Here is a 26537-nt window from a genome sequence, read left to right as displayed (position 1 = left end):
GCCACCCGGCCCATCGCGCTGCCCGCACCCCGAAAGACCATCCCGAGCCCACCCGATACCGAAGATCAGAATTCACGCGGTGGATCGAGGCTGAACCCCGACCCCGGCGATGCCGTGTGCAGACTTCGTTGTCGCTGTGTTTTTACGGCCCGGGGCACCACGATTCGCCTACGCGCGGTAAGTTTCTGGCCATGCCACGTGGACGCCACCGTCATTCCCCGCCTTTGCACAGGCTGTTGCCTCCTTCGGCGATCGCCGGTGTCTCCCTCGTCTGCGCGCTGGGCCCCTGGTTGTTCTCCCAACCGACGGTGCTGCGCACGCTGGCCGCGATCGCCGCGTCGACCGCGGTCGCCGGTGCCGCCGTCATGCGCCGCTGGGACACCGAGGCCGGCAAGCAGGTGGCCGACCTGTCACGCGCGCGTGCGAGCGACGAGTGGCGCCACGAGGAGCGGATCGCCGAGCTGGAGACCGACCTCGAGGAGTCGCGGGAGGTGCGCACCAAGCTCGAGCAGCGGCTGCGCGCGAAGCGGGCGGAGCTGGCGGGCCTGCGCAACGAGCACGCGTCCCTGCTGCGCCGCTACGCCACGGCCGAGACCGAGCGCGCGAGCGCCCTGGAGGGCCGCCGCCTGCTGGAGATCGAGGCGACCGCGCCCTCGAACGCACTGCCGGCCGCCCGGACATCCGAAGAGGCGGCAGGTCCCACGGAGGCCGTCGAGGAGCCGGAGGTCGAGGAGCCGGAGGTGGAGGAGGCGACTCCCGCGGTCTTCTCACCGGAGGGTTCCAAGCTGTTCCTGCGGGCCAAGGTGGCATTGGCCCGCTTCGACGAGGGCGACGCGCCGACGGCCGAGGCCGACGCCGACACCGAGGGCGCGACGGAGACGGCCGCCGCACCCGAGGCGCCGAAGAGCGAGTCCGCACCGGAGGACGAGGAACAGGGGCAGCCCGAGGCGGTCGACGGGCACACGCGCGCGGCCGCCACCACCACGGCCGAGCCGGAGGACACCGCCCCGGCGCCGACGGAGCGGGACGCCCACACCACGACGGCACCGTCCGCCAACTCCGTCCAGCCCACCGGGCACTTCACGGTGCCGACCGCGGTGGCCGTCCTGCCGGCCGCGCCCATCCCGCGTCCGCTGGTCACCGGCGGGTTCGACTTCTTCGGCACCCAGAAGGACTCGTCGGCCGGCGGCCTGGAGTCCATGCACAACGAGGACCTCGCGGACGTCGTCGGCCAGGAGGCACTCGCGCTCCACAAGGCCGAGTCCGAGGCCGAGTTCAAGCCCGCCGACCCGGAGGCCCGGGGCGTCGGCCAGGTCATCGACCTGACCGCGCACGACGAGACCGAGCAGATCAACCTCGGGGGCCTGCGCAGCGCCGCCTCCTGAACACCACCACCGGGCATCACCACCGCAACCCGCGCCGATCTGAGCCGGCTCACCCACCGGGTGCCCCGGCTCAGACGTTCCTCGGGCCGTTCCCCGGGCCGTACTCGCCGTCCTCAGGCCGTTCCCGGGCCGTTCTCAGGCCATCCAGCGGTCCGGGCGGGCCGACCGGCGTCCCGTCCGGGACCGCTCGGCCTGCTCCCGCAGCAGCGACGCGGCCGCCTCCGCTCCCCGCAGCCGGGCCGTCACGGTCTTGCCGGCTCCCGTGTCCACATGAACGTCCGCGAGCCGCCACAGCCGCTCCCAGGGCCCCTGCGTCAGCCGTACGCTCTGGACCTTGGCGTGCGGGACCAGTGCCAGACGCCGGCGCAGCAGCCCGTGCCGCGCGGCGAACACCGTGTCCGTGACCGCGAGCCCGTACCCGCGCCACCACAACGGCACGCACCAGCCGGCCCGCCGGGGCGGCCGCGGCAACTCGCCGGGCACCGTCACACCGGGCAGCACGCGCGCGATGACCGACTCGGCGACCGCGCGCGGGGCGACCGGCACCAGCACCGAGTTCGCCGACCCGGCCACGTCCAGCTCCACCCGCACCCAGCGCAGTGGCCGCCACAGCAGTGGCTCCACTATCCGCACGGTCTGCACCCGCCCCGGCGGCACCGTCTCGTGCGTGCGGTCCAGCAGCCCGTGGTCGATGCGCAGCCCGTCGGGGGACTCCGCGAGCGTCCAGTCGTACTCTGCGACGAACCGCCCCACACTGGTCGTGGCCGCCGCGCCGAGCAGCGGCAGGGCGGTGGCGAGGACCGTCCACACGCTGTGCGTGGCCAGCCACAGCACCGGCGGTACGACGAGGGCGGCGGCCAGGGAGCCCCAGGTGGCGCCCGTCAGCACGAGGGAGAGCGCGAGCTTGCCAGGAGGCACGCGCATCAGCTCGTGCGCCGGCGCCTCGCCGACCTCGTGCGCCGTCTCGGGCGCGAATCCGGCGGCGCGCGCCAGCAGTTCCGCGCGGAGCGCGCGCGCCTCGCCCTGGCCCAGGAAGGCCAGTTCGTCCTTCTTGTCGGTGCCGACGACATCGATGCGCAGCTTGGCGACGCCCGCCACGCGCGCGAGGAGCGGCTGGGTCACGTCGACAGCCTGGATCCGCTCCAGCCGGATGTGCGCGGTGCGCCGGAACAACAGGCCGGTGCGTATGCGCAGTTCGCTGTCGGTCACCGCGAAGTAGGTGAACCACCAGGTGAGGAAGCCGTACAGCGCGCCCGCCGTGACCAGGACGGCGAGTCCGCCCAGGAGCATGGTCGTGGTCAGCTTCGTCAGCTGCTCCTGGGCCTGGTTCGGGTCGTGCACCGCCCAGCCGGTGAGCACCGCGACCGGCGCCCACGCCCGCCGGAACGGTGTCACGGGATGCAGCCGCCGCTCGCCCACGGCCTTGCCGGGGCGTATGAGGCCGTCGACGCCGGGCGCGGTCACAGGCCCGCCGATCGGGCCTCGCCGAGCTCGGTGAGCCGGTCGCGCAGCCGTTCCGCCTCGGCCGGGTCGAGGCCCGGGATGGCCGCGTCGGTGGCCGCGGCCGCGGTGTGCAGCTGCACGCTCGCCAGGCCGAAGTACCGCTCGACGGGCCCCGAGGTCACCTCCACCAGCTGCATCCGCCCGTACGGCACCACGGTCTCCTCGCGCCACAGCACGCCGCGGCTGATCAGCAGGTCGTCGGCGCGCTCGGCGTACCGCCAGGAGCGCCAGTTGCGGCCGAGCAGCACCCAGCCCCATGCCATCGCGGCCAGCGGCAGCAGCGCGAAGGCCGCCCACACCGGACCCGCGAGCAGACCCGGCAGCAGGCCCACGGCCGGCGCGAGCAGCCCCAGCCACACCACCAGCAGCAGCCGGCGCATCCGCAGCAGGCCGGGCGGCAGCCCCGTCCACACCGGCTCGGTCTCCGTCGCCCCGGCGTCGGCCGGGCTCCCCGTCTCCATGAGGTCAGCGTACGTACGAGAGACTGGGTCCATGACTCCTACGACGGAGACCACGGTCGGCATCGGCGGCGCCGCGGAGAGCACCGACATGGTGCTCAACATCGGTCCCCAGCATCCCTCCACACACGGCGTGCTGCGGCTCAAGCTCGTGCTGGACGGCGAGCGGATCGTCTCCGCCGAGCCGGTGATCGGCTATATGCACCGCGGCGCGGAGAAGCTCTTCGAGGCGCGCGACTACCGGCAGATCATCATGCTCGCCAACCGCCACGACTGGCTGTCGGCCTTCTCGAACGAGCTGGGCGTGGTCCTCGCCGTCGAGCGCATGCTCGGCATGGAGGTGCCCGTCCGCGCGGTGTGGACGCGCACGCTGCTCGCCGAGCTGAACCGGGTGCTCAACCACCTGATGTTCCTCGGCTCCTACCCGCTGGAGCTGGGCGGGATCACCCCGGTCTTCTACGCGTTCCGTGAGCGCGAGGAACTCCAGAACGTCATGGAGGAGGTCTCCGGCGGTCGTATGCACTACATGTTCAACCGTGTCGGTGGCCTCAAGGAGGACCTCCCGGCCGGCTGGACCGCACGCGCGCGTGCCGCCGTTTCCGCAGTGCGCTCCCGCATGGACGTCTTCGACAACCTGGTCCTCGGCAACGAGATCTTCCGCGGGCGCACCCGGGGCGTGGGCACCCTCGCGCCGGAGGCCGTGCACGCGTACGGCGTCAGCGGGCCCATCGCGCGTGCCTCGGGCGTCGACTTCGACCTGCGCCGCGACGAGCCCTACCTGGCCTACGGCGAGCTCCAGGACACCCTCAGGGTGGTCACCCGGTCCGAGGGCGACTGCCTGGCCCGCTTCGAGTGCCTCCTGGAGCAGACGCACAACGCCCTGGACCTGGCCGACGCCTGCCTGGACCGGGTCGCCGACCTGCCGCCGGGGCCGATCAACCAGCGGCTCCCCAAGGTCCTCAAGGCACCCGAGGGCCACACCTACGCCTGGACCGAGAACCCTCTCGGCATCAACGGCTACTACCTCGTCAGCAAGGGCGAGAAGACCCCGTACCGGCTGAAGCTGCGCTCGGCGTCGTTCAACAACATCCAGGCGCTGACGGAGCTGCTGCCGGGGACGCTGGTGGCGGACATGGTCGCGATTCTGGGGTCGATGTTCTTCGTGGTGGGGGACATCGACAAGTAGGGGGCGTGGGTCAGAGCAGCGGGTTCTCGATGCCCACCGGCTGCAGCAGCCAGCCGAAGTCGCCGAGGCCGCCGGGGGCGGTGAGTTCGGCGGCCTCGCCGGCGCTCGCGAGGGCGCGCACGTAGGAGGCGGGGTGAGTGGAGGCGAGCGTGAGCGGGGGGCGTGCGCCGATGAGGCCCAGGGCGCGCAGGGCGTCGCGTTGTGTGCAGAGGAGCGCTGCGGGGAGGGCGTATGCCGTGTCGAGCGCCGTGCACGCGTCCAGTGCGACATGCGCCGTGATGTCACAGGACCCGTCCGGGACGGGCGCCGTCGCGCGCCCCTCGCGGAAGCCGGTGAGCGTGCCGAACGGGGGGCGCGTGTCCAGGGTGTGCGCGTAGTCCACGGCCACCGCGAGCCCCTGCCGTACGCAGGTGACGGCGTCCGCCCACGCCCGGTCCCGGGGCAGCCCGATCTCCGCCCGCAGCCCCGGCTCGGCGCCCAGCGGCCACCACCGCGCGAGCCACTCCGCGTCCGCGCCCCACACCCGCTCTCCGAGCAGTTCGACGCCGTCGCGCCGGACGAGCACCAGCCGGGGCACACCGGCCGAGTCCACCTCGGCGACGTCGACCGGGACGTTGTCGAGCCATTCGTTGGCGAAGAGCAGGCCGGTGACCGTGCGCGGCAGCTCGCTCAGCCAGGTGATGCGGTCGGGCAGGCCGGGCGGGCGGTCGGCGACCTCGACGGCGCAGGCACGCACGCGTGCCGCCACGTCGGCGGGCAGCGCGGCGAGTACGCCGGTGACCAGCTCGCCCCGGCCGGCGCCCATGTCGACGAAGTCCAGCGTCTCCGGGCGTCCCAGGGCATCGTCGACCCTGCACAGCAGTTCGGCCACGGCATCGGCGAACAGCCGCGACGCGTGGACCGACGTACGGAAGTGCCCGGCCGGTCCCTCCGGGCGGCGGTAGAAGCCGCCGGGGCCGTACAGGGCCGCCTCCGTGGCCGCACGCCAGCCACGGGCGTCGTCGGCCGTCACTCGCGTCGCCTCATCCGTCACCGGGCCAGACTAGGCGCACAGGTGATCACCTTCTCCACCTTGCGGAGTACGTGTGCGGAACAGGGATCGGCCCTCCGGTTGACCCCTGCACCTCTCACGCTTACCTACTCTGGGTTACGTGCAGCGCCTCTATGACTTCCTCCGCAGGAACCCGACATGGGTCGACAGCTTCTGGGCCGTCGTCCTGCTCGGGCTGTCCTGCGTGAGCGTCGTGAATCTCAGCGGGGCGCGCGGCCATCACGGTTCGACCGCCGCCATGCTGGCCGTGTCCGTCGTCATGGGCGTGGTGATGGCGCTGCGCCGCCGCTTCCCGGAGCCGATGCTGGTGCTGGCCGCCGCGACCGGCCTGGCCCAGCTGGTCCTGGACGTCGAGACGACCGTCGCCAACTTCGCCATGCTGGTGATCGTCTGCACGGTCGCCGCGGTCGGCGAGCGCAGGGCGTCCCGGTTCGCCCTCTACGCGGGGCTGTGCGCGGCGCCACTGGCGCAGATCCGGTGGCCGGCGGAGAAGACGAGTCTCGTGGGGCACCTGGCGATCGTGGTGTTCCAGACGGTGCCGTTCGTGCTCGCCTGGGTGCTCGGCGACTCCATGCGGACCCGACGCGCCTACTTCGCGCAGCTGGAGGAGCGGGCCGCCCGGCTGGAGAAGGAGCGCGAGGCCCAGGCCAAGGTCGCGGTCGCGGCCGAGCGCGCCCGGATCGCGCGCGAGCTGCACGACGTCGTCGCGCACAACGTGTCGGTGATGGTGGTCCAGGCCGACGGCGCCGCCTACGTCCTCGACGCCGCCCCCGACCAGGCCAAGAAGGCCCTGGAGACGATCTCCTCCACCGGCCGCCAGGCCCTCGCCGAGATGCGCCGCCTGCTGGGCGTGCTGCGCACGGGCGAGCACAAGGAGGGCGGCGAGTACGTTCCGCAGCCCGACGTCGAGCAGATCGACGAGCTCGTGGAGCAGTGCCGCAGCTCCGGCCTGCCCGTCGACTTCAAGGTCGAGGGCACCCCGCGCCCGCTGCCCAGCGGTGTCGAGCTGACGGCGTACCGGATCGTGCAGGAGGCGCTCACCAACACCCGCAAGCACGGCGGCCCCAACGCGGGCGCCAGCGTGCGGCTGGTCTACTTCGACGACGGACTCGGCCTGCTGGTCGAGGACGACGGCAAGGGCGCCCCGCACGAGATGTACGAGGATGGCGGCGCCGACGGGCAGGGGCACGGCCTGATCGGAATGCGCGAGCGGGTGGGCATGGTCGGCGGCACCCTCGACGCGGGCCCCCGTCCCGGCGGAGGATTCCGCATCAGTGCTCTGCTGCCGCTCAAACCGGCGCATTGACACAGACGCACGCCCTCCGTTGACACCTGTCACACTCCCCGCAAACCCCGCAACAGACCGACGAACGGAAACGGAAGAGGACCCGATGACGATCCGCGTGATGCTCGTCGACGACCAGGTGCTGCTGCGCACCGGGTTCCGGATGGTGCTCGCGGCGCAGCCGGACATGGAGGTCGTCGCGGAGGCGGGCGACGGCGTCGAGGCCCTCCAGGTGCTGAACTCCACCGACGTGGACGTCGTGTTGATGGACGTCCGCATGCCCAAGCTGGACGGGGTGGAGACCACCCGCCGCATCTGCTCGGAGCCCGACCCGCCCAAGGTGCTCATACTGACCACCTTCGACCTCGACGAGTACGCCTTCTCGGGGCTGAAGGCGGGAGCCTCGGGCTTCATGCTCAAGGACGTGCCGCCGGGCGAGCTGCTGGCCGCCATCCGCTCCGTGCACAGCGGCGACGCCGTCGTCGCACCCTCCACCACCCGGCGGCTGCTCGACCGCTTCGCACCGATGCTGCCCTCCGCCGGCAAGGAAACCCGGCACCAGGAACTGAACCGGCTCACCGACCGCGAGCGCGAGGTCATGGTGCTGGTCGCGCAGGGCCTGTCGAACGGCGAGATCGCGGCCCGGCTGGTGCTCTCCGAGGCGACCGTGAAGACCCATGTGGGCCGCATCCTGACCAAGCTCGGGCTGCGCGACCGGGTGCAGGTGGTCGTACTGGCCTACGAGACCGGGCTGGTCCGCGCGGGCGGCGGACACGGCTGACCTGCGGCACGCGCGGCCGACGTACGCTCCGCGCCGCTAGCGGAGTATCCCTTCCAGGAAGTCGCTGCCGAGGCGGGCCACGACCGTGACGTCCAGCTGGTGCAGTACGTACCGGCCGCGGCGGCGCGTCGTGACCAGGCCCGCCTTCTTGAGTACGCCCAGGTGCCGGGACACCTCGGGCGCCGACAGGCCTTGCACCTGCGCCAGCTCGCTGGTGGTGTACGCGCTGCGTGCCAGGTACCGGCACAGCCGCATCCGGACGGGATGGGACAACGCCGCCATCCGCAGTGTGAGCGCCTCCACCGACGCCGGTGCGGCCAGCTCCGGCGAGCCGACCGGATAGTGCAGCACCGGCTGCCAGCCGTAGCGGTGCAGGACCATCAGATGCGGCCAGCCCAGGCTCGTGGGCACCAGCAGGAGGCCGTCCGCCTCGGCCGCGATGTGGACGTCGGTGATCTTGTCCACGGTGATCCGCGTGGCCGTCTCGTCGAGCGTCACGGCGGGCGAGACCGCGGCCAGCGCCTCGGCCAGGCCCTTGCGCCGCAGCAGCTCCGTCTTGTGCCTGGCGTCGGCCGCCAGTTGGTGGCGCAGCCGCGACCAGGCCTCGTCGAAGAACGCCTCGGCGCAGTCCTCCAGGAACCGGCGCAGCCACGCGCGCACGCTCGGCGGATCGTCGAGCAGCCGCTGCGCGAACCGGACCTGCTGCGGGCCGCGCGAGGCGGCCACCTCCAGCGCCCTGCGGCGCCCGACCGGATCCGACAGGATGGCCGGAGCCCGCGTGGCGTACGAGAGCACGCACGTGAACTCCATGGCCGCGTCCACGAACTGTTCGTCCGTCAGTTTGTCCAGCTGGTCGAGCTCCTCGGCGAGCGTGCCGCCCGGGACGGCGCCGGGAACGGCCGCGTACGGCAGGAACAGGTCGGAGAACGTCGACCGCCACAGGAAGTCCGCCTCGCACATCCGGTCGGCCAGATGCGGCTCCATACGGGCGGTCACGCCGGTCACCCAGCCCTGGAGGCCGGGATGGTGCCCCGGCTCGGACAGCGCGTGCAGCGCCATGCCGAGCTCGGCCAGGGGCGAGGGCACGACGGTGACCCTCTCCGGCCGCAGCCCCGCGATGTCGATACGTACGCTCATGTCACCATCGTGCACCCCGCCACCGACAACGCCCCGCTCGATTGACGGCCGCCGTCAATCGACGCGACTGCGGCGCGGCGGTCGCGCAGGCTGGGGAGCCATGAGCATCGTCCAGCAGTACTTCCTCGACACGTACCGAGCTCGGCAGCACGGCGATCCCGGGCCGCCCGCGCCCGGCGCGCATGACGTGCGCGGGGCGCGCACAGGCGCGGACCGGCCGTCTACGGGGGTGGTGGGCGCCGTGCGACGGCTGCTGCGGGCGCGACGTGGCCGGCCGCGCCCATGCGGCGGCGCCTCGGATCGCTAGAGCCCCGCGCCGTACTGGGTCGCTCCAGGCAACCGTGTGACGAAGTCCGCGACCGCCGCCCGCACGTCCTCCGCCGTCCACCCCAGGCCCTCCGCCGTCACCGTCACCTCGGTCACGGCCAGCCCCGGTCCCTTGGCCTCCCAGTAGCCGCTGAACAGGTAGGTGCCGGTCTCCTCGGCCTGGCGGACCGCCGCCTCCATCAGTACGCCGCCGTCGTACGGCAGCCAGACCTGGAACTCGTGGGTGTGTGGTTCCTCGGGAAAGACGCGTGCCCAGGGCAGGCCCGCCTCGGCGAAGCCCTCGCGCAGCGCCGAGGCGACCACGCGCGCGTGCCGTACGTAGTCCGGCAGGCGGGGCAGCTCGCGATCCAGGCCGGCCAGGGCCGCCAGCGCGGTCGGGAACTGCTGGAAGACCGTCCCGCCGTACCGGTGCCGCCAGGTCTTCGCCTCCTCGACCAGAGGCTTCGGGCCGGCCAGCGCGGCGCCGCCGAAGCCTTCGAGGGATTTGTAGAACGACACGTAGACGCTGTCCGCCAGGTCCGCGATCTCGTGCAGGGGGCGCCCGAAGTGGACGGTGGACTCCCACAGGCGCGCGCCGTCGAAGTGCACCACCGCGTCGCGCTCCCGCGCCGCCTCCACGACCGCCGTGAGCTCCTCCCAGGAGGGCAGCACGAAACCGGCGTCCCTGAGGGGCAGTTCCAGCATCAGCGCCCCGAAGGGCTCCTCGAAGTCGCGTATCTCCCGGGCGGTGGGGAGCCGGGGCTCACCGGTGACGCGTACGGGGCGAAGGCCGGCGACCTCGCGAAGGGCGTTGCGTTCGTGGAGCTCGGGGTGGGCGAGGGCGTGCAGGGCGACCGTGGGGTTGCCGGTGCGGGCCGCCCAGCAGCGCAGGGCCACCTGCTGGGCCATCGTGCCGGTCGGGAAGAACGCGGCGGCCTCCGTGCCCAGCAGGGCCGCGACGCGCGCCTCCAGTGCCTCGACGACTCCGTTGCCATAGAGGTCCGCCGGTCCGTCCAGGTCGTACACGTCAGGGGCCGATTCCTGGAGCCGCGCGAGCCGTTCGCGGAGCGAGGAGAGCGCGCCCACGCGCGCGAGGACGCGTTCGGCCTTCCGGTAGGCGGCCGTGCGCCGCTCTCGCATCCGCTGCTGCGCCGACGCTGGTTCGTTCGGCTGGTCGTCCTTGGTGGTCGCCGTATCGCTCATGCCCTGGATGATGCCGTGGCACAGCACCCGAGGGCTCGTGTTTTCCGCGCGGGAGAATGGCCGCAGGTGTGTCCGCGGGACGCCCGGCGCGATGTGACCGGTCACCCACAGCCTGTGGACAGCCAACTGGGGCCGAACCCGATAGCGTTAACATGACGAGAAATCGTCCGGTACCCAGAGCGGACTGGAACGGGAAGGCCACCGTCGCGTGAGTACAGTCCAACAGCCAGACCTCAGTGACCGCCCCGCGCGGCTCACCGTCGGCGTCGTCGGCGCCGGTCGGGTGGGCCCCGCGCTCGCCGCGTCCCTGCAGCTCGCCGGGCACCGTCCGGTGGCCGTCTCCGGTGTCTCCGACGCCTCCAGGCGGCGCGCCGAGACGATGCTGCCCGACATCCCGCTGGTACCCCCCGCCGAGGTCCTCCGACGTGCCGACCTGGTGCTCCTGACCGTCCCCGACGACGCCCTGCCCGGCCTGGTCGCCGGCCTCGCCGAGACCGGTGCCGTAAGGCCGGGCCAGCTGCTCGTGCACACCTCCGGGCGATACGGCGCCAAGGTCCTGGACCCGGCCCTGCGCGCGGGCGCGCTGCCGCTGGCCCTGCACCCTGCCATGACGTTCACCGGGACGCCGGTGGACGTACAGCGGCTCGCGGGCTGCTCGTTCGGGGTGACCGCGCCCGAGGAGCTGCGGCTGGCCGCCGAGGCACTCGTCATCGAGATGGGCGGCGAGCCGGAGTGGATCTCCGAGGAGAACCGCCCGCTCTACCACGCGGCCCTCGCCCTCGGCGCCAACCACCTGGTCACCCTGGTCGCCCAGTCCATGGAGCTGCTGCGCACGGCCGGTGTCGAGGCCCCCGACCGGATGCTCGGCCCGCTGCTCGGCGCCGCCCTGGACAACGCCCTGCGCTCCGGCGACGCGGCGCTGACCGGGCCGGTCGCGCGTGGGGACGCGGGCACGGTCGCCGCGCACGTCACGGAGCTGCGCCGGCATGCCCCGCAGGCCGTCGACGGCTATCTGGCGATGGCCCGCGCCACGGCCGACCGGGCGCTCGCGCACGGCCTGCTGAAGCCGGAACTCGCCGAGGACCTCCTCGGTGTCCTCGCCGGTGGCACGAACGGCACCCACGGCACCCACGGCACCGAGGGGAACAGCTGATGAGCACCGCCCTGCTGCGCACCGCCGACGAACTGCACGCGCGCGTGCGGCACGGTCGCCGCGCCGTCGTGATGACCATGGGCGCCCTGCACGAGGGCCACGCCACGCTGATCCGCGGCGCACGCGAGATCGCCGGCCCGCACGGCGAGGTCGTCGTCACGGTCTTCGTCAACCCGCTGCAGTTCGGGGCCGGCGAGGACCTCGACCGCTACCCGCGCACCCTGGACGCCGACCTGAAGATCGCCGAGCAGGCGGGCGCGGACGTCGTGTTCGCCCCGTCGGTCGAAGAGGTCTACCCGGGCGGGCAGCCCCAGGTGCGGGTCACCGCGGGGCCGATGGGCACGCTCCTGGAGGGCGCCGCACGGCCCGGGCACTTCGACGGCGTCCTGACCGTCGTCGCCAAGCTGCTGCACCTCACCCGGCCCGACGCGGCCCTGTTCGGGCAGAAGGACGCCCAGCAGCTGGCCGTGATCCGGCGCATGGTGCGGGACCTGAACTTCGGCATCGAGATCGTCGGCGTACCGACGGTGCGCGAGGCCGACGGGCTCGCGCTCTCCAGCCGCAACCGCTATCTGTCGGTCGACGACCGGCGCACGGCGCTCGCGCTGTCGCGCGCGCTGTTCGCCGGGCGCGACCGGCACGCGGCACAGGAGGCGTTGCGCGCGCGGGCGCTCGAGGTGCCGTCCACGCGGGCGCGCGCCGAGGCGCTCAGCGCCATAGGGGAGTCCCGCGCCGCGGCCGACGCGCACGCCGTCGCCAAGGCCGTACCGAACGCCGCTGCCGCCGTCCGTGCGGCCGCGCGGACCGTCCTGGACGAGGCCGCCCACTACGATCCGCCGCTCGAACTGGACTACCTCGCCCTGGTCGACCCCTCCGACTTCACCGAGATCGACGACGACTTCACCGGAGAGGCCGTCCTCGCCGTCGCCGCCCGGGTCGGGACGACCCGGCTGATCGACAACATCCCTCTCACCTTCGCCGCCCCCGGAGCCGCCTCGTGACCAGCACAGGCATACGACTGCACGCGCCCGCCCCCGGATGGTCCATCGACGCGGACGTGGTGGTGGTCGGGTCCGGCGTCGCCGGCCTGACCGCCGCCCTGCGCTGCGAGGCCGCCGGACTGACCACGGTCGTCGTCACCAAGGCACTCCTCGACGACGGCTCCACCCGCTGGGCCCAGGGAGGCGTCGCGGCGGCCCTGGGCGAGGGCGACACCCCCGAGCAGCACCTGGACGACACCCTGGTCGCGGGCGCGGGCCTGTGCGACGAGGACGCCGTACGGATCCTCGTCACCGAGGGCCCCGACGCGGTACGGCGGCTGATCTCGACCGGGGCCCACTTCGACACCGACGCGGACGGCGACATCGAGCTCACCCGCGAGGGCGGCCACCACCGGCGCCGGATCGCGCACGCGGGCGGGGACGCGACCGGCTTGGAGATCTCGCGCGCGCTGGTGGAAGCGGCTCGCGCGCGGGGCGTGCGGATGATCGAGAACGCACTGGTGCTCGACCTGCTGACCGACGCCGAGGGGCGCACGGCGGGCGTGACCCTGCACGTGATGGGCGAGGGCCAGCACGACGGCGTGGGCGCCGTGCACGCCCCCGCGGTCGTCCTCGCGACCGGCGGAATGGGCCAGGTCTTCTCCGCGACCACCAACCCGTCGGTGTCCACCGGAGACGGGGTGGCCCTGGCACTGCGCGCGGGAGCGGAGGTCTCCGACCTCGAATTCGTCCAGTTCCACCCGACCGTGCTGTTCCTCGGGGCCGACGCGGAGGGCCAGCAGCCGCTGGTCTCCGAGGCGGTCCGCGGCGAGGGCGCGCACCTGGTCGACGCGGACGGTGTGCGCTTCATGGTGGGGCAGCACGAGCTGGCCGAGCTCGCGCCCCGGGACATCGTCGCCAAGGGCATCATGCGGCGCATGCAGGAGCAGGACGCCGAGCACATGTTCCTGGACGCCCGGCACTTCGGCGCCGACATGTGGGAACACCGTTTCCCGACGATCCTGGCCGCCTGCCGGGCGCACGGCATCGACCCGGTCACCGAGCCCATCCCGATCGCGCCGGCCGCGCACTACGCCTCCGGGGGCGTGCGCACCGACGCGCGCGGGCGCACGACCGTGCGCGGGCTGTACGCGTGCGGCGAGGTCGCGTGCACCGGCGTGCACGGCGCGAACCGGCTGGCGTCCAACTCCCTCCTGGAGGGTCTGGTCTACGCCGAGCGCATCGCCGCCGACATCACCGCGCGGCACGCGGAGAACCGCCTCCACGCGCGCGTGCCCGTCCCGGTCCCGCACCCCGACAAGCCCGCGCACCCGCTGCAGGCCCCCGAGGCCCGGTTCGCGATCCAGCGGACCATGACCGAGGGCGCCGGCGTGCTGCGCTCCGAGGAATCCCTGGCCAGGGCCGCCGAGCAGCTCCAGCGCCTGCACACCGAGGCCCGTGACGCCCTCGCCGAGAACGGCAAGACCGCCGAGCCCGGCGTGGACACCTGGGAGGCCACCAACCTCCTGTGCGTCGCGCGCGTGCTCGTCGAGGCGGCCCGGCGCCGCCAGGAGACCCGCGGCTGCCACTGGCGCGAGGACCACGCCGACCGCGACGACACCGTGTGGCGCCGCCATATCGTCGTACGGCTGAATCCGGACCGGACGCTGGCCGTAGGCACCACCGACACCGCAGACTTCCCCCCGACCCGGCCGCACCAGCCACCCCAGGAGCAGTGACGACGTGAGCACCAACGACCTTCCCCTCGCCGACGGCGGCGGCTGCGGCGACGGCTGTGCCTGTGGCGCCGAGGGCGACGAGGAGTACCTGGAGTGCGGGCTCGACCCCGCGCTCGCCGAGCTCCTCGCCGCCGCCGGACTCGACCCCGTGGAGGTCGAGGACATCGCCAACGTGGCCATCCAGGAGGACCTGGACAACGGCGTGGACGTGACGACCGTCGCGACGATCCCCGAGGAGGCCGTGGCGACCGCCGACTTCGTCGCGCGCGAGGCGGGCGTCGTCGCGGGGCTGCGGGTCGCCGAGGCCGTGGTCTCCGTGGTCTGCACGGACGAGTTCGAGGTCGAGCGGCACGTCGAGGACGGCGACCGGGTCGAGGCCGGGCAGCCGCTGCTGTCGATCACCACCCGCACCCGCGACCTGCTCACCGCCGAGCGCAGCGCGCTGAACGTCCTGTGCCGCCTCTCCGGCATCGCGACCGCCACGCGCGCGTGGGCGGACACGCTGGAGGGCACGCGGGCACGCGTGCGTGACACCCGCAAGACCACTCCGGGGCTGCGCTCCCTGGAGAAGTTCGCGGTGCGCTGCGGCGGCGGCGTCAACCACCGGATGTCACTCTCCGACGCGGCCCTGGTCAAGGACAACCACGTGGTCGCCGCCGGTGGCGTCGGCCCGGCCTTCAAGGCCGTGCGCGAGGCCTTCCCGGACCTGCCGATCGAGGTCGAGGTCGACACCCTGCACCAGCTGCGCGAGGTCGTCGACGCGGGCGCCGACCTGATCCTGCTGGACAACTTCACGCCGGGGGAGTGCGAGGAGGCGGTGGCGATCGTCGGCGGGCGTGCGCTGCTGGAGGCGTCCGGGCGGCTCACCCTGGAGAACGCGCGGGCGTACGCGGACACCGGCGTGGACTTCCTGGCCGTCGGTGCCCTGACCCACTCCTCGCCGATCCTGGACATCGGCCTGGATCTGCGCGAGGCGGTGTGACCCCATGCTCCTCACGATCGACGTCGGCAACACACACACCGTCCTCGGGCTCTTCGACGGCGAGGACATCGTCGAGCACTGGCGCATCTCCACGGACGCGCGCCGTACCGCCGACGAGCTGGCGGTGCTCCTCCAGGGACTGATGGGCATGCACCCGCTGCTCGGCGACGAACTGGGCGACGGCATCGACGGGATCGCGATCTGCGCGACCGTGCCGTCCGTGCTGCACGAGCTGCGCGAGGTCACCCGGCGGTACTACGGCGATGTCCCGGCGGTGCTGGTGGAGCCGGGGGTGAAGACGGGGGTGCCGGTCCTCACCGACAACCCCAAGGAGGTCGGCGCGGACCGGATCATCAACGCGGTCGCCGCCGTCGAGCTGTTCGGCGGCCCGGCGATCGTCGTCGACTTCGGCACGGCCACGACCTTCGACGCGGTGTCCGCGCGCGGGGAGTACGTCGGCGGTGTGATCGCGCCCGGTATCGAGATCTCGGTGGAGGCACTGGGCGTCAAGGGCGCGCAGCTGCGGAAGATCGAGGTGGCCCGGCCCCGGAGCGTGATCGGCAAGAACACGGTGGAGGCCATGCAGGCGGGCATCGTGTACGGGTTCGCCGGGCAGGTCGACGGGGTGGTCGGCCGGATGGCGCGGGAGCTGGCGGAGGATCCGGACGATGTGACGGTGATCGCGACGGGCGGCTTGGCTCCGATGGTGCTGGGCGAGTCCTCGGTGATCGACGAGCACGAGCCGTGGCTGACGCTGGTGGGGCTGCGGCTGGTGTACGAACGGAACGTGTCGCGGACGTGAGCCGGGCGGGGGCGGGCGCATAGAGCGGCGGCGGCCAGGTGGGTGCCCCGTCGCGCCACGCCCCGCCCCCTATGTCGAGTTTGTCTGATTTACGCGTATCTTCGGTCCATGCCCACGCCACACGGATCCCGCGGCGGCATGGCGTTCGGTGCGGAGGAGCTGCGTGTGCTCCGCCGTGCTCTCGCCCTCGCCCTTCACCCCGGTCCCGCCTCCGCCGAGGACATCAAGGACTGTCATCGGCTCGCCGAGTCGTTCGACGAGGCGATGCGTGAGGGGGCCCGGCTGCGCGCCTTCCTGGTGGCCGATCTCGTCCGGTACCGCGCGGCCCTGCCGGGGACCGTCGCCGGTTATCTCGCCCTCCTGGAGGAGGCGCTGAGCGCCGGGCACCGGCCCACCCCGGACGACCTCGCCGCGCTGCGGGCACTGCGCGGGAACGCAGGCGCCGCGGCGCTGCTCGACCGCTGCCAGGACCTCGCGGAGCGTGATGTGCGGGCACGGCTGGCGCAGGGGGCCCGCAAGGTGCCCGCACCGGCCGTTCCGGCGTCCAGGGTCCGTCTGACGGCCCTGCCGGGCGGTGTGGCCAAGGAGCCGCAGAAGAAGCCGAAGGAGAAGCCCGCCGAGCGGCCCGCCCCGCAGCCCGCGGCCCCCGAGCCTGTCGTGCCGAAGCGGCCCATTCCGACCCCGGGCGAGGTCTTCCCCCGGCGCCGGCCCACCCCGCCGCCCGCCGGGTCACCGCAGCAGCTCGCCGCCGGCTGAGCAAAACGGCAGCTCGCGCGCGTTGCGTGACGCTTCGCCCACCCCGCACCTTTCGCCCGGTACCCCCTGGCTACCCTGGACCCATGGACTACGTCTCCGCGCTCCTGCCCCCGGTCGTCATGGCCATCTTCTTCATCGGTGTGGTCCGGGTGATCGTGAAGACCCAGGGCGGCGCCGCCAAGGCCAAGGAGGACGCCGCCGTGGACGCCGCCCTCGCGCGCGCGGAGAGCGCCCGGCAGCCCTCCGCCCCGACCGGCGACGCCTGATCGCGGACGCCTCCGGGCGTACGACTCGCCGCACGGTCACAGCCGCACCTGCCGGGCCGTACGCCCTTTTTGCCCGCCTTTGTTGGCGAAAGTGCCCGTTCGGCACGCCATTGGCGGGATCTCCCACTATTGTTCTGAGCTGTGCCTCGCCCATTGGGAGAACTCGAAGACGCGGTCATGACGCGGGTGTGGAAGTGGAACCGCCCGGTGACCGTTCGAGAAGTCCTGGAAGACCTCCAGCAGGAACGGTCCATCGCGTACACCACGGTGATGACCGTTTTGGACAATCTCCATCAGAAGGGCTGGGTGCGACGGGAGGCCGAAGGGCGTGCCTATCGATATGAGGCCGTCTCCACCCGGGCCGCCTACGCCGCCGCCCTCATGAACGACGCCTGGTCGCAGAGCGACAACCCGGCCGCCGCTCTCGTCGCCTTCTTCGGGATGATGAGCGACGAACAGCGCCAGGCTCTGCGGGACGCCGTACGGATCGTGCAGGGTCCGGATACGCCGGAACGGCGGGAAGAACGCGAAGAGCGCGAAGCCCCGCAACGCGAAGACCAGGAAGCCCCGCAAGAGGAGAACCCCGGCTCCGTGGTGGACCGCGGCGGGCGATAGCGTCCGCTCATGTCAGTGATGCGCCCCGAAGTCACCGCAAAAGCCATCACCGTCCGGCGGGCCCGGACCAGCGATGTCCCGGCGGTGCGCCGACTCCTTGACGCGTACGTCCGTGACCGCATCCTCCTCGACAAAGCCACGGTGATGCTTTACGAGGACATCCAGGAGTTCTGGGTCGCGGAACGCGACGACAACGCCGAGGTGGTCGGCTGCGGTGCACTGCACGTGATGTGGGAAGACCTCGCCGAAGTGCGCACTCTCGCGGTGAAGCCCGGCCTCAAGGGCGCCGGTGTCGGTCATCAGTTGCTGGAGAAGTTGCTGGAGACCGCGCGTTGGCTTGGTGTTCGCCGAGTTTTCTGTCTGACCTTCGAAGTCGAGTTCTTCGGGAAGCACGGCTTCGTGGAGATCGGCGAGACGCCCGTGGACACCGATGTCTACGCGGAGCTGTTGCGTTCCTATGACGAGGGTGTCGCGGAGTTCCTCGGACTCGAACGAGTGAAACCGAACACCTTGGGCAACAGCCGGATGCTTCTGCATCTGTGATCGCCAAGAGGGATCGCGGCGGACAAGAGGCATCGGGGCGGAGTCGGGTGGGAGATCGGGCCGCTATTCCGGGCACCCCGCCTTGCCCAGGTGCCCTATGTCCGAAACGCGCATGTTTCCGGGCGGGAGCGGGCCCCTCGGTCTCTCCCAGGGGTTTGTGTTTTTCCCGCAAAAGCGGTTTGCTTTCCGACGTACTGCAGTACTGCATATAACAGGGGGCGGCGAAACGGCGGACGCCGCAGACCCCCGGCCCTGAAGTTATCGATGAAAGGAAATCCGGTGGCACAGAAGGTTCAGGTCCTTCTTGTCGACGACCTCGACGGCGGCGAGGCGGACGAGACCGTGACGTTCGCGCTGGACGGCAAGACGTACGAGATCGACCTCACGACCGCCAATGCGGACAAGCTGCGCGGCCTTCTCGACCCCTATGTCAAGGGCGGTCGTCGTACCGGTGGCCGTGCTTCGGGCGGACGCGGAAAGGCCCGTGTGGCTTCCGGCGGCAGCCAGGACACCGCGCAGATTCGCGCTTGGGCAAAGGAGAACGGCTACGAGGTCAACGACCGCGGCCGTGTTCCCGCGACGATTCGTCAGGCCTACGAGGACGCCAACAGCTGACTGTCCTCCGGCCCGCGGCCCACGCGCCGCAACCGGACCCGGTGGCACTCGGTGGCCACCGTGTCCACCAGCCGTACGAGATCGGGGGCGCCCCCAACGCCCCCCATGGCCGACCTCGTCGAGAGCGTCGACAGTGTCGGCAGCGAGGCTTCGACCTCGCCCCCCGACTCGGGGGGCCGCAACCAGACGGCGGCCCCCTGTACGGCTCCCAGGGGCCCCGAGGGCTCGACGGCGCCTTCGGCGGCTTCGGGAAGCGGTCGGGTGCCGATGGAGACCGGCTCGGGCCGCACCGGAGCGTCCATCCGGCCGTGCGCGCCCAGCGCTCGCAGGTCCAGGGCCAGCGAGCCCCACTCCAGCCAGTCCAGCAGCCCCGGCAGCTCCTCCGCGCTGCCCGCGGCCACCAGCAGCCGCATCCGGTCGCCCTGAAGCGCCACCGGAGAGCCCGGCCCCAGATGCCTGAGCGCCTTCGCGCCCGCCCCGGCCGGCACGTCCAGCACGTCGAAACGCACGCCCGTGACCAGCCGCAGCGGCTCTCCGGGCGCCGCGGGCACTGTCGCCCAGCCCAGATCGTTCTCGTACCAGTGCCGGAGCCGGGCCGCCCGCCCGTCCGGCCCGACGGCGCCCACCGGACCGGATGCGACGACGCAACCGGAGCCGGACGCGTCGCAAGAACCGGAACCGGAATCGAGCGAACGACGGGGGTGAGGGACCGTGGAAGCGGCCAGAGGGACCGTGCCAGCCATGCCAAGTGCAACTCTCGCAAGTCCCCCGGAGTTACGCTGGGTGTGCGTGCGAATGCGCAGGGTGCCGGAAGAGGGCGCGCGTGGGGGTCCGGAGAGACGCAAGGTTGTTCGCCCATAGCGGAGGGACCGGGGGCATCCGGCATGGACTGTCCGTCCGGGCGGGTAAGACATCCCTAGTGGGAGGGGGCGACACGCATGCGAGGCCGTCTCACGTTCGCCATCGGCGTACTGGAGGTAGGGGTAACTGCCTGGCCTGCGGGAACATCGTCTCGCACCATCGGGTTGGAGCAGATGTCGGCGTTCGGGGTCAGGAGGCCATCGACGGTGTCGGCAGTTGGAATGAGCGGTCCCCGCTTGCGGGACTAAGCTGCGGAAGGACAGAGAGGGGAAGTTCCCCCCACTGCCTGACCGCTCTGAGGAGCGATTAACGATGTTCGAGAGGTTCACCGACCGCGCGCGGCGGGTTGTCGTCCTGGCTCAGGAAGAAGCCCGGATGCTCAACCACAACTACATCGGCACCGAGCACATCCTCCTGGGCCTGATCCACGAGGGTGAGGGTGTCGCCGCCAAGGCCCTTGAGAGCCTCGGGATTTCGCTCGAGGCGGTCCGCCAGCAGGTGGAGGAGATCATCGGGCAGGGGCAGCAGGCCCCGTCCGGGCACATCCCCTTCACCCCCCGTGCCAAGAAGGTCCTGGAGCTGTCGCTCCGCGAGGCCCTTCAGCTGGGCCACAACTACATCGGCACGGAGCACATCCTGCTCGGCCTGATCCGTGAGGGCGAGGGCGTCGCTGCCCAGGTCCTGGTCAAGCTGGGCGCAGATCTCAACCGGGTGCGGCAGCAGGTCATCCAGCTGCTCTCCGGTTACCAGGGCAAGGAGACCGCCACCGCCGGCGGGCCTGCCGAGGGCACCCCCTCGACGTCCCTGGTCCTCGACCAGTTCGGCCGGAACCTCACCCAGGCCGCTCGTGAGTCCAAGCTCGACCCGGTGATCGGGCGCGAGAAGGAGATCGAGCGGGTCATGCAGGTGCTGTCCCGCCGTACCAAGAACAACCCGGTCCTGATCGGTGAGCCCGGCGTCGGCAAGACCGCCGTCGTCGAGGGCCTCGCCCAGGCCATCGTCAAGGGCGAGGTGCCCGAGACCCTCAAGGACAAGCACCTCTACACCCTGGACCTCGGCGCCCTGGTCGCCGGCTCCCGCTACCGCGGTGACTTCGAGGAGCGCCTGAAGAAGGTGCTCAAGGAGATCCGCACCCGCGGTGACATCATCCTGTTCATCGACGAGCTGCACACGCTGGTCGGTGCGGGTGCCGCCGAGGGCGCCATCGACGCGGCTTCGATCCTGAAGCCGATGCTGGCCCGCGGTGAGCTGCAGACCATCGGTGCCACCACCCTGGACGAGTACCGCAAGCACCTGGAGAAGGACGCGGCCCTGGAGCGCCGCTTCCAGCCCATCCAGGTCGCCGAGCCGTCCCTGCCGCACACGATCGAGATCCTCAAGGGTCTGCGTGACCGGTACGAGGCCCACCACCGGGTCTCCATCACGGACGAGGCGCTGGTCCAGGCGGCCACCCTGGCCGACCGCTACATCTCGGACCGCTTCCTGCCGGACAAGGCGATCGACCTGATCGACGAGGCCGGATCGAGGATGCGCATCCGCCGGATGACCGCTCCGCCGGACCTGCGTGAGTTCGACGAGAAGATCGCCGCCGTCCGCCGGGACAAGGAGTCCGCGATCGACTCGCAGGACTTCGAGAAGGCCGCCTCCCTCCGCGACAAGGAGAAGCAGCTCCTGGCCGCCAAGGCCAAGCGGGAGAAGGAGTGGAAGGCCGGCGACATGGACGTCGTCGCCGAGGTCGACGGCGAGCTGATCGCCGAGGTGCTGGCCACGGCCACGGGCATCCCGGTCTTCAAGCTCACCGAGGAGGAGTCCTCGCGCCTGCTGCGCATGGAGGACGAGCTCCACAAGCGGGTCATCGGCCAGGTCGACGCCGTCAAGGCGCTGTCGAAGGCGATCCGCCGTACGCGTGCCGGTCTGAAGGACCCGAAGCGTCCCGGTGGCTCGTTCATCTTCGCCGGCCCGTCCGGTGTCGGTAAGACCGAGCTGTCCAAGGCGCTCGCCGAGTTCCTCTTCGGTGACGAGGACGCGCTGATCTCCCTCGACATGTCGGAGTTCAGCGAGAAGCACACGGTGTCGCGGCTCTTCGGTTCGCCCCCCGGTTACGTGGGCTACGAAGAGGGCGGCCAGCTGACCGAGAAGGTGCGGCGCAAGCCGTTCTCGGTGGTCCTGTTCGACGAGGTCGAGAAGGCTCACCCGGACATCTTCAACAGCCTGCTGCAGATCCTGGAGGACGGTCGCCTGACCGACTCCCAGGGCCGGGTCGTGGACTTCAAGAACACGGTCATCATCATGACGACCAACCTCGGCACCCGGGACATCTCCAAGGGCTTCAACCTGGGCTTCGCGGCCACGGGCGACACGAAGTCCAACTACGAGCGCATGAAGAACAAGGTGTCGGACGAGCTCAAGCAGCACTTCCGTCCCGAGTTCCTCAACCGCGTCGACGACGTGGTCGTCTTCCCGCAGCTCACGCAGGAGGACATCCTGCGGATCGTCGACCTGATGGTCGGCAAGGTCGACGAGCGCCTCAAGGACCGGGACATGGGCATCGAGCTCTCCCAGTCCGCCAAGGAGCTGCTGGCCAAGAAGGGCTACGACCCGGTGCTGGGTGCGCGTCCGCTGCGTCGCACGATCCAGCGCGAGATCGAGGACACGCTCTCCGAGAAGATCCTCTTCGGCGAGCTGCGCCCCGGTCACATCGTGGTCGTCGGCACGGAGGGCGAGGGCGAGGCGAAGACCTTCACCTTCCGGGGTGAGGAGAAGTCGGCACTCCCCGACGTCCCGCCGATCGAGCAGGCGGCCGGCGGAGCCGGTCCGAACCTGAGCAAGGAGGCGTAGCCCTTCCGGGGTTCGCCGAAGGAAGGGGCCGGTGCTTTTCGAAGCACCGGCCCCTTTCGCATACCGCCGCGCGGCATACCGCGTGCAGTGCCGTGGGATTACGACAGCTGGCCGTTGTAGTCCGGCAGCTTGAACGTCTTCTCCGCGTGGCCGCCCGAGAGGTCGGTGGCGCTGTTGCCGATGTTCGCGATGATCGTGTAGCCGTTGTTCTCGATGTCGACGCGCTGGGCGGTCTTGTAGGCGGCGACGTCCTTGAAGAGGTCGAAGAGGTTCCGGACGTACAGACCGGAGACGTCGTAGCCGTCGTGTTCGAGGTTGTACTCGGTCGGCAGGTAGATGATGCCCGGGCGGGCCGTGACGAAGAACAGGGAGACGCCGTGCTCCTGGGCGTATTCGGCGACGTTCAGGACCGGCTTGTTGGCCGGCTGGGGGTAGCTGAAGCCGAAGTCGGTCTCCAGCGTGGTGTTGTCGATGTCGAAGACGATCGCCTGCCTCTCGCCCGGCTTGGCGGCGGCGATGCGCTGCTTCAGGTAGGGCAGGGCCTGGTCCATCACGGACTGGCAGTCCTTCTGCCAGGTGGCGTAGTCGACCGTGGTGGAGCTGCTCTCCGTCGCGGCCTGGGCCGGCGCGGCCATCCCGGCGAGCGCGGCCATCCCGGCGAGCGCGGCCACGGAGACGGTGGTGACGGATATGCGGCGGGTCCAGGTGCCTGTGGTCATCGGTTGGGGTGTCCTCTCACGGTCCACGGCTGTGTCAGGGGCATGGTGAGTGGAGGAGGTGGCGTGGAGGGGGCCGTGGAGTTACCGGCAGGTAGGTTGGGGGAGGTGTGCGCCACATTTCCCTGCGTGCAGATCACGGCCGACGGTGACATAGCGCACGGACGAAACGCCTGTTACTAGCCGAGATAGTGGGACCCCGACAGGGCTGAAAGGGATTTTTTGCCCTTCGTGCCCAGTCGGATGGATGGCGGGTTCCGGGTTGGCTGGTCAAGGGCGCTCTGTCAAGAAAGAGTCAATTTTATGCATAGGTACTAGGAGATACCGTAGATAAGGGGGTTTGAGGGGTGCGCGGCCTTCGGGTTACCAAGGGATTCCCCGTCGTCTACCCCACGAGGTTCCGATGTCCCTGCGCGCCGCTGTCCGTGCCACCCGTACGTCCTCGCTCCGCAAGCGGGCCGCCGTTCTGGCCGCCGGTGTCGGAGTCACCGCCGTGGTGGGGTCCGGGGTCGCGTCGGCCGCCACCTCCAGTGCCGCCGCCTGGGTCGAGCCGGTGAAGAAGTACACCCTCTCCTCGAGCTACGCCCAGGCCGGCGCCCTGTGGACCGCCAAGCACAGCGGGCAGGACTTCGCCGTGCCGACCGGCACCCGGGTCGTCGCCGCGCACGGCGGCACCGTCGTCAAGGCCGGCGGCAACGGCGCGGGTGACGGTCCCGCGTACGGCAACGCCATCGTCATCAAGCACGGCGGCGGCCAGTACTCGCAGTACGCGCATCTGTCGCGCGTCGACGTCAAGGTCGGTCAGATCGTCACGACCGGTCAGCGCATCGGGCTGTCCGGCAGCACCGGCAACTCCACCGGGCCGCACCTGCACTTCGAGATCCGTACGACCCCGCACTACGGCTCCGCCGTCGACCCGGTCGCCTTCCTCCGCGCCAAGGGCGTGATCCTCTGAGCGGCGTGACCGTCCAACAGGCCGCATGACCCTCTAGGCGGAGTGACCGGACCCCCGGTGGGCCTGGGTCACCAGGTCCAGGGCGACCTCCAGAACGGCTTCCTGCTTCTTCTCGGGGTCGCCTTCGAGGTCCTGCATGACGAACATGCCCGCGTGCAGCGTGAACATCGCGCTGATGCAGCGGACCTGGTCGGTCAGGGGCGCGTCCGGATCGATGATGATGTTCCGCAGGCCGCGCATCCGGTCCTTGAAGGTGTCGCCGATCCGCAGCTCCCGCACGGTCGCCTGGTTCTCCTGCATGAAGCGGAACAGCGGCCCGGCGGCGGCGAGCGCCTGGCTGTAACGCCGTACGATCTCCTGCTTGGTCTCCAGGGTGTGCGGCTGGTCCTTGCCCCACTCGATCAGGTCCTGGATCGGCTGGGTCAGGTCCTCGAAGACGCTGACCAGGATCTCTTCCTTGGTCTTGAAGTGGTAGTAAAGGGCCGCCTTGGTCACGTCGAGGCGCTCGGCGATCTCCCGCAGGGAGGTCTTCTCGTAGCCCTGCTCGGCGAAGAGTTCGAGCGCCACGTCCTGGATGCGCTGGCGGGTGTTGCCCCGGCGCTGCTGCTTGGTGCCGTCCATGGTGACGCCCATCCTCTTACTCCTCGCACTCCCGCGAAAACTCGCCCTGTCGGATGCCGACGTCCGGTCCGTTAAACTTACTTGACGACCGGCTAGTGACAGGTTTACCTTTCCAGTGTACTGAACTAGCCGGGCGGCAAGTAAGTAGCTGTCGCCAGGGGGAGTGGGAGAGATGGCGGACACCCAGGCGGCCGGCACCGGCCAGGAATCACCGGGGGCACCGGTCGCGGCGGACTCGTCGGCGAAACAGCCCAGGAGCGTGCGGGTCGTGATCCTCGCGCTCATGGTCGCGATGATGCTCGCGATGCTCGACAACATGATCGTGGGTACGGCGATGCCGACGATCGTGGGTGATCTCGGCGGCCTCGAACATCTGTCGTGGGTCGTGACCGCCTACACCCTCGCGACCGCGGCGGCCACCCCGCTCTGGGGCAAGCTCGGTGACATGTACGGGCGCAAGGGCGCCTTCATGACCTCCATAGTCATCTTCCTGATCGGCTCCGCGCTCAGCGGCATGGCCCAGAACATGGGCGAGCTGATCGGGTTCCGGGCCATTCAGGGGCTCGGTGCCGGTGGTCTGATGGTCGGCGTCATGGCGATCATCGGTGACCTCGTGCCGCCCCGTGAGCGCGGCAAGTACCAGGGCATGATGGCCGGCGTCATGGCGCTCGCGATGATCGGCGGCCCGCTGGTCGGCGGCACCATCACCGACAACTGGGGCTGGCGCTGGGCCTTCTACATCAACCTGCCGCTCGGCGTGGTCGCGCTGGCCGCCGTCAGCGCCGTACTGCACCTGCCGAAGAAGCGGAGCAAGGCGCGTATCGACTACCTCGGCGCCGGTCTGCTCACCCTCGGCATCACCTCGATCGTGCTGGTCACCACCTGGGGCGGCTCCCAGTACGCCTGGACGTCCGCGCGGATCATGGAACTGATCGCCATCGGTGTCGTCTCGCTGGTCGGGTTCGTCTTCTGGCAGACCAAGGCCGCCGAGCCGGTTGTGCCGCTGCACATCTTCCGCAGCCGCAACTTCACCCTGATGTCGATCATCGGCTTCATCGTGGGCTTCGTGATGTTCGGCGCCACGCTCTTCCTGCCGCTGTACCAGCAGTCTGTACAGGGCGCGTCCGCGACCAACTCCGGTCTGCTGCTGCTCCCGATGCTCGGCGCGATGCTGGTGACCTCGATGGTCGCCGGACGGGTCACCACCAGCACCGGCCGCTACAAGATCTTCCCGCTCGCGGGCGGTGTGCTGCTGACCGTCGGCCTGTACCTGCTGTCCACGATGGACACCGACACCACCCGGTTCATCTCCGGCGTGTACATGGCCGTCGTCGGCCTCGGCATGGGCTGCCTGATGCAGATCACCATGCTGGTCGCGCAGAACAGCGTGGAGATGAAGGACATGGGCGTCGCGTCCTCGTCGACCACCCTGTTCCGTACGCTCGGCTCCTCCTTCGGTGTCGCCATCATGGGCGCGATCTTCAACAACCGCGTCCAGGACGAGATGACCGCGCGGGCCGGGGCGCTGGGCTCGAAGGTCACCGAGCAGTCGGCCTCGCTGAACGCGGCGAGCCTGGCGAAGCTGCCGGCCACGGTCCGCGAGGCATACCAGCACGCGGTGTCGGCCGGCACCCACTCGGCGTTCCTGCTCGGTGCCGTGATCGCCGTGGTGGTCGTGGTGGCGGCGGTGTTCGTCAAGGAGGTGCCGCTGCGGGGCGGCCCCCAGAAGGCGGGCTCCGACGAGGCGGCGCCGCTGGCGGTGGTCGAGGCGGTCTGAACGGCCCCCTCCTCGCTTGTCCT

General features: G+C 71.0%; 25 protein-coding genes. 17 read left to right on the top strand and 8 right to left on the bottom strand.

Annotation, left to right across the window (positions count from 1 at the left end; genetic code table 11):
- Positions 1-191 precede the first annotated feature (191 nt).
- On the top strand, positions 192-1385 hold the full coding sequence (locus ABTY98_RS37855; protein ID WP_352225680.1) for a hypothetical protein: 1194 nt from the start codon (positions 192-194) through the stop codon (positions 1383-1385).
- Positions 1386-1520: 135 nt separating this feature from the next.
- On the opposite strand, the gene ABTY98_RS37850 is transcribed toward ABTY98_RS37855, so the two are convergent.
- Together ABTY98_RS37850 and ABTY98_RS37845 are read right to left on the bottom strand one after the other, a co-directional pair.
- A complete protein-coding gene (locus ABTY98_RS37850; RefSeq protein WP_502994453.1) occupies positions 1521-2861 on the bottom strand; it encodes a PH domain-containing protein in 1341 nt (446 codons plus the stop codon).
- Positions 2846-3349 (bottom strand): PH domain-containing protein, encoded by a 504-nt coding sequence (locus ABTY98_RS37845; RefSeq protein ID WP_352225678.1) that lies wholly within the window; start codon positions 3347-3349, stop codon positions 2846-2848. The genes ABTY98_RS37850 and ABTY98_RS37845 overlap by 16 nt, the downstream gene beginning before the upstream one ends.
- 31 nt (positions 3350-3380) lie before the next feature.
- On the opposite strand from ABTY98_RS37845, the gene ABTY98_RS37840 reads away from it, so the two are divergent.
- Positions 3381-4532, top strand: coding sequence for an NADH-quinone oxidoreductase subunit D (locus ABTY98_RS37840; RefSeq protein ID WP_352225677.1), 1152 nt, complete (start codon positions 3381-3383; stop codon positions 4530-4532).
- Between the two features lie 10 nt (positions 4533-4542).
- Here ABTY98_RS37840 and ABTY98_RS37835 read toward each other — a convergent pair whose 3' ends face one another.
- Positions 4543-5565 carry an SAM-dependent methyltransferase gene (locus ABTY98_RS37835; protein WP_352225676.1) on the bottom strand — a complete coding sequence of 341 codons (1023 nt, stop codon included), beginning with the start codon at positions 5563-5565 and terminating at the stop codon, positions 4543-4545.
- A 118-nt stretch (positions 5566-5683) separates the two neighbouring features.
- Here ABTY98_RS37835 and ABTY98_RS37830 point away from each other — a divergent pair, with 118 nt between their 5' ends.
- Together ABTY98_RS37830 and ABTY98_RS37825 are read left to right on the top strand one after the other, a co-directional pair.
- Positions 5684-6889 (top strand): sensor histidine kinase, encoded by a 1206-nt coding sequence (locus ABTY98_RS37830; RefSeq protein ID WP_352225675.1) that lies wholly within the window; start codon positions 5684-5686, stop codon positions 6887-6889.
- An 85-nt stretch (positions 6890-6974) separates the two neighbouring features.
- Positions 6975-7649 (top strand): response regulator, encoded by a 675-nt coding sequence (locus ABTY98_RS37825; RefSeq protein ID WP_352225674.1) that lies wholly within the window; start codon positions 6975-6977, stop codon positions 7647-7649.
- A gap of 36 nt (positions 7650-7685) precedes the next feature.
- Here ABTY98_RS37825 and ABTY98_RS37820 read toward each other — a convergent pair whose 3' ends face one another.
- Together ABTY98_RS37820 and ABTY98_RS37810 are read right to left on the bottom strand one after the other, a co-directional pair.
- On the bottom strand, positions 7686-8786 hold the full coding sequence (locus ABTY98_RS37820; RefSeq protein WP_352225673.1) for a DUF5937 family protein: 1101 nt from the start codon (positions 8784-8786) through the stop codon (positions 7686-7688).
- A 303-nt stretch (positions 8787-9089) separates the two neighbouring features.
- Positions 9090-10295 (bottom strand): threonine aldolase family protein, encoded by a 1206-nt coding sequence (locus tag ABTY98_RS37810; protein WP_352225671.1) that lies wholly within the window; start codon positions 10293-10295, stop codon positions 9090-9092.
- A 208-nt stretch (positions 10296-10503) separates the two neighbouring features.
- On the opposite strand from ABTY98_RS37810, the gene ABTY98_RS37805 reads away from it, so the two are divergent.
- The 10 genes from ABTY98_RS37805 (at position 10504) to ABTY98_RS37760 (ending at position 18746) form a co-directional block, all read left to right on the top strand.
- A complete protein-coding gene (locus ABTY98_RS37805) occupies positions 10504-11448 on the top strand; it encodes a Rossmann-like and DUF2520 domain-containing protein (RefSeq protein WP_352225670.1) in 945 nt (314 codons plus the stop codon).
- On the top strand, positions 11448-12449 hold the full coding sequence (gene panC / locus ABTY98_RS37800; RefSeq protein WP_352225669.1) for a pantoate--beta-alanine ligase: 1002 nt from the start codon (positions 11448-11450) through the stop codon (positions 12447-12449). Before ABTY98_RS37805 ends, panC begins: the two co-directional genes overlap by 1 nt.
- Complete coding sequence (locus ABTY98_RS37795) at positions 12446-14167, top strand: L-aspartate oxidase (protein ID WP_352225668.1); 1722 nt, start codon at positions 12446-12448, stop codon at positions 14165-14167. The genes panC and ABTY98_RS37795 overlap by 4 nt, the downstream gene beginning before the upstream one ends.
- A 4-nt stretch (positions 14168-14171) precedes the next feature.
- Positions 14172-15149 (top strand): carboxylating nicotinate-nucleotide diphosphorylase, encoded by a 978-nt coding sequence (gene nadC, locus ABTY98_RS37790; RefSeq protein WP_352225667.1) that lies wholly within the window; start codon positions 14172-14174, stop codon positions 15147-15149.
- A 4-nt stretch (positions 15150-15153) separates the two neighbouring features.
- Positions 15154-15951, top strand: a complete 798-nt coding sequence (locus tag ABTY98_RS37785; RefSeq protein ID WP_352225666.1) for a type III pantothenate kinase — start codon at positions 15154-15156, stop codon at positions 15949-15951.
- 138 nt (positions 15952-16089) lie between these two features.
- Complete coding sequence (locus ABTY98_RS37780) at positions 16090-16707, top strand: hypothetical protein (RefSeq protein ID WP_352225682.1); 618 nt, start codon at positions 16090-16092, stop codon at positions 16705-16707.
- A gap of 83 nt (positions 16708-16790) precedes the next feature.
- Positions 16791-16973 (top strand): hypothetical protein, encoded by a 183-nt coding sequence (locus ABTY98_RS37775; RefSeq protein ID WP_352225665.1) that lies wholly within the window; start codon positions 16791-16793, stop codon positions 16971-16973.
- Between the two features lie 177 nt (positions 16974-17150).
- Positions 17151-17588 carry a BlaI/MecI/CopY family transcriptional regulator gene (locus ABTY98_RS37770; protein ID WP_502994452.1) on the top strand — a complete coding sequence of 146 codons (438 nt, stop codon included), beginning with the start codon at positions 17151-17153 and terminating at the stop codon, positions 17586-17588.
- Between the two features lie 9 nt (positions 17589-17597).
- Positions 17598-18131, top strand: coding sequence for an amino-acid N-acetyltransferase (locus tag ABTY98_RS37765; RefSeq protein WP_352225663.1), 534 nt, complete (start codon positions 17598-17600; stop codon positions 18129-18131).
- A 279-nt stretch (positions 18132-18410) separates the two neighbouring features.
- On the top strand, positions 18411-18746 hold the full coding sequence (locus ABTY98_RS37760; RefSeq protein WP_352225662.1) for a histone-like nucleoid-structuring protein Lsr2: 336 nt from the start codon (positions 18411-18413) through the stop codon (positions 18744-18746).
- On the opposite strand, the gene ABTY98_RS37755 is transcribed toward ABTY98_RS37760, so the two are convergent.
- On the bottom strand, positions 18725-19489 hold the full coding sequence (locus ABTY98_RS37755) for an SCO3374 family protein (protein WP_502994451.1): 765 nt from the start codon (positions 19487-19489) through the stop codon (positions 18725-18727). The genes ABTY98_RS37760 and ABTY98_RS37755 overlap by 22 nt on opposite strands.
- A gap of 430 nt (positions 19490-19919) precedes the next feature.
- Between ABTY98_RS37755 and ABTY98_RS37750 the strand changes: the two genes are divergently transcribed.
- Positions 19920-22445 (top strand): ATP-dependent Clp protease ATP-binding subunit, encoded by a 2526-nt coding sequence (locus ABTY98_RS37750; protein WP_352225660.1) that lies wholly within the window; start codon positions 19920-19922, stop codon positions 22443-22445.
- A 98-nt stretch (positions 22446-22543) separates the two neighbouring features.
- Here the strand turns inward: ABTY98_RS37750 and ABTY98_RS37745 are convergent, their stop codons facing one another.
- Positions 22544-23164 carry an HAD family acid phosphatase gene (locus tag ABTY98_RS37745; protein WP_352225659.1) on the bottom strand — a complete coding sequence of 207 codons (621 nt, stop codon included), beginning with the start codon at positions 23162-23164 and terminating at the stop codon, positions 22544-22546.
- 400 nt (positions 23165-23564) lie between these two features.
- Here ABTY98_RS37745 and ABTY98_RS37740 point away from each other — a divergent pair, with 400 nt between their 5' ends.
- Complete coding sequence (locus ABTY98_RS37740; RefSeq protein ID WP_352225658.1) at positions 23565-24116, top strand: M23 family metallopeptidase; 552 nt, start codon at positions 23565-23567, stop codon at positions 24114-24116.
- A gap of 33 nt (positions 24117-24149) precedes the next feature.
- Here ABTY98_RS37740 and ABTY98_RS37735 read toward each other — a convergent pair whose 3' ends face one another.
- Positions 24150-24749, bottom strand: coding sequence for a TetR/AcrR family transcriptional regulator (locus ABTY98_RS37735; protein WP_352225657.1), 600 nt, complete (start codon positions 24747-24749; stop codon positions 24150-24152).
- A 160-nt stretch (positions 24750-24909) separates the two neighbouring features.
- Here ABTY98_RS37735 and ABTY98_RS37730 point away from each other — a divergent pair, with 160 nt between their 5' ends.
- On the top strand, positions 24910-26514 hold the full coding sequence (locus ABTY98_RS37730) for an MDR family MFS transporter (RefSeq protein WP_352225656.1): 1605 nt from the start codon (positions 24910-24912) through the stop codon (positions 26512-26514).
- Positions 26515-26537 lie beyond the last annotated feature (23 nt).

This window comes from Streptomyces sp. NPDC096040 (assembly GCF_040303265.1).
Classification (GTDB): domain Bacteria; phylum Actinomycetota; class Actinomycetes; order Streptomycetales; family Streptomycetaceae; genus Streptomyces.
The sequence above is the reverse complement of the archived record's forward strand: the minus strand, read 5'-3'. Positions and strand labels throughout refer to the sequence as shown.

Excerpts from the sequence above, each read along its gene's own strand:
- ABTY98_RS37750 (WP_352225660.1), top strand. The coding sequence starts at position 19,920 with ATGTTCGAGAGGTTCACCGACCGCGCGCGGCGGGTTGTCGTCCTGGCT.
- panC (WP_352225669.1), top strand. The coding sequence starts at position 11,448 with ATGAGCACCGCCCTGCTGCGCACCGCCGACGAACTGCACGCGCGCGTG.
- ABTY98_RS37845 (WP_352225678.1), bottom strand. The coding sequence starts at position 3,349 with ATGGAGACGGGGAGCCCGGCCGACGCCGGGGCGACGGAGACCGAGCCG.
- ABTY98_RS37855 (WP_352225680.1), top strand. The coding sequence starts at position 192 with ATGCCACGTGGACGCCACCGTCATTCCCCGCCTTTGCACAGGCTGTTG.
- ABTY98_RS37785 (WP_352225666.1), top strand. The coding sequence starts at position 15,154 with ATGCTCCTCACGATCGACGTCGGCAACACACACACCGTCCTCGGGCTC.
- ABTY98_RS37735 (WP_352225657.1), bottom strand. The coding sequence starts at position 24,749 with ATGGGCGTCACCATGGACGGCACCAAGCAGCAGCGCCGGGGCAACACC.
- ABTY98_RS37745 (WP_352225659.1), bottom strand. The coding sequence starts at position 23,164 with ATGACCACAGGCACCTGGACCCGCCGCATATCCGTCACCACCGTCTCC.
- ABTY98_RS37770 (WP_502994452.1), top strand. The coding sequence starts at position 17,151 with ATGACGCGGGTGTGGAAGTGGAACCGCCCGGTGACCGTTCGAGAAGTC.
- ABTY98_RS37740 (WP_352225658.1), top strand. The coding sequence starts at position 23,565 with ATGTCCCTGCGCGCCGCTGTCCGTGCCACCCGTACGTCCTCGCTCCGC.
- ABTY98_RS37730 (WP_352225656.1), top strand. The coding sequence starts at position 24,910 with ATGGCGGACACCCAGGCGGCCGGCACCGGCCAGGAATCACCGGGGGCA.
- ABTY98_RS37755 (WP_502994451.1), bottom strand. The coding sequence starts at position 19,489 with ATGGCTGGCACGGTCCCTCTGGCCGCTTCCACGGTCCCTCACCCCCGT.
- ABTY98_RS37825 (WP_352225674.1), top strand. The coding sequence starts at position 6,975 with ATGACGATCCGCGTGATGCTCGTCGACGACCAGGTGCTGCTGCGCACC.
- ABTY98_RS37765 (WP_352225663.1), top strand. The coding sequence starts at position 17,598 with ATGTCAGTGATGCGCCCCGAAGTCACCGCAAAAGCCATCACCGTCCGG.
- ABTY98_RS37780 (WP_352225682.1), top strand. The coding sequence starts at position 16,090 with ATGGCGTTCGGTGCGGAGGAGCTGCGTGTGCTCCGCCGTGCTCTCGCC.
- ABTY98_RS37840 (WP_352225677.1), top strand. The coding sequence starts at position 3,381 with ATGACTCCTACGACGGAGACCACGGTCGGCATCGGCGGCGCCGCGGAG.
- ABTY98_RS37820 (WP_352225673.1), bottom strand. The coding sequence starts at position 8,786 with ATGAGCGTACGTATCGACATCGCGGGGCTGCGGCCGGAGAGGGTCACC.
- ABTY98_RS37775 (WP_352225665.1), top strand. The coding sequence starts at position 16,791 with ATGGACTACGTCTCCGCGCTCCTGCCCCCGGTCGTCATGGCCATCTTC.
- ABTY98_RS37810 (WP_352225671.1), bottom strand. The coding sequence starts at position 10,295 with ATGAGCGATACGGCGACCACCAAGGACGACCAGCCGAACGAACCAGCG.